At 47.3% G+C, this 651-nt stretch carries 1 protein-coding gene; it reads right to left on the bottom strand.

Going from position 1 to position 651, the window contains the following annotated elements:
* Positions 1-651: putative LPS assembly protein LptD (locus R7O13_RS27920; protein ID WP_318305331.1), on the bottom strand; the 651-nt coding region annotated here is incomplete at both ends.

The following is a 651-nucleotide window of genomic DNA, read 5'->3' as shown; positions in this document are numbered from 1 at the left end:
CAACTTTCACAATCCACTGTTTATTGATAATACCATCGTGCTTAACTTGGTAACCCCAGCGAGAATCATCTTGATATTTTTTATCGCTGTTGAGGTATTCGCCTTTCAGTTTACCTTCGCCCCAACCATCGGTTAGGTAACGGAAATCGGTGTCGAGTTTGGTGCCACGTTGCTGCATGTAGAGTGCAGTGAGTGTCATGTCGTATTGAGGTGCGATGTTCCAGTAAAATGGCTCTTCCACTTCCATACCATCACTAGAACCGTAAGAAAGAGAAGGGAATAGGAAACCGGTTTTACGTGTGTTGCCCATAGGCATGGTCATGTATGGCACGTAAAACACGGGCACATCCATGATCTCAAAACGAGGGTGGTGCAGCGTGGCGGTCTCTTCGTCTTGGTCTACGTCAATACCAGACGCAACCAAGCGCCATGAATTATCGCCTTCAGGACATGATGTGATTGAGCCATCTTCTAGTTCATAGACAGACTGACCTGTGCGCGCAATGTAAGCGGCAGTACCACGACCTTGTTGGCAAAGAAATTGGTATTCGGTGTTTTCAAGCGAGAAGGTATCTTGGTTGATGTCGTTGGTAACACGAGCTGAGCGGGCTTTAACTTGTCCGTCATTGAAGGTCACGTTGCCTTCTGCCA

The sequence above is a fragment of the Vibrio sp. Y176 genome, assembly GCF_033438945.1.
Note: the sequence above shows the minus strand (reverse complement) of the source record. Positions and strands in the feature narration are given on the sequence as shown.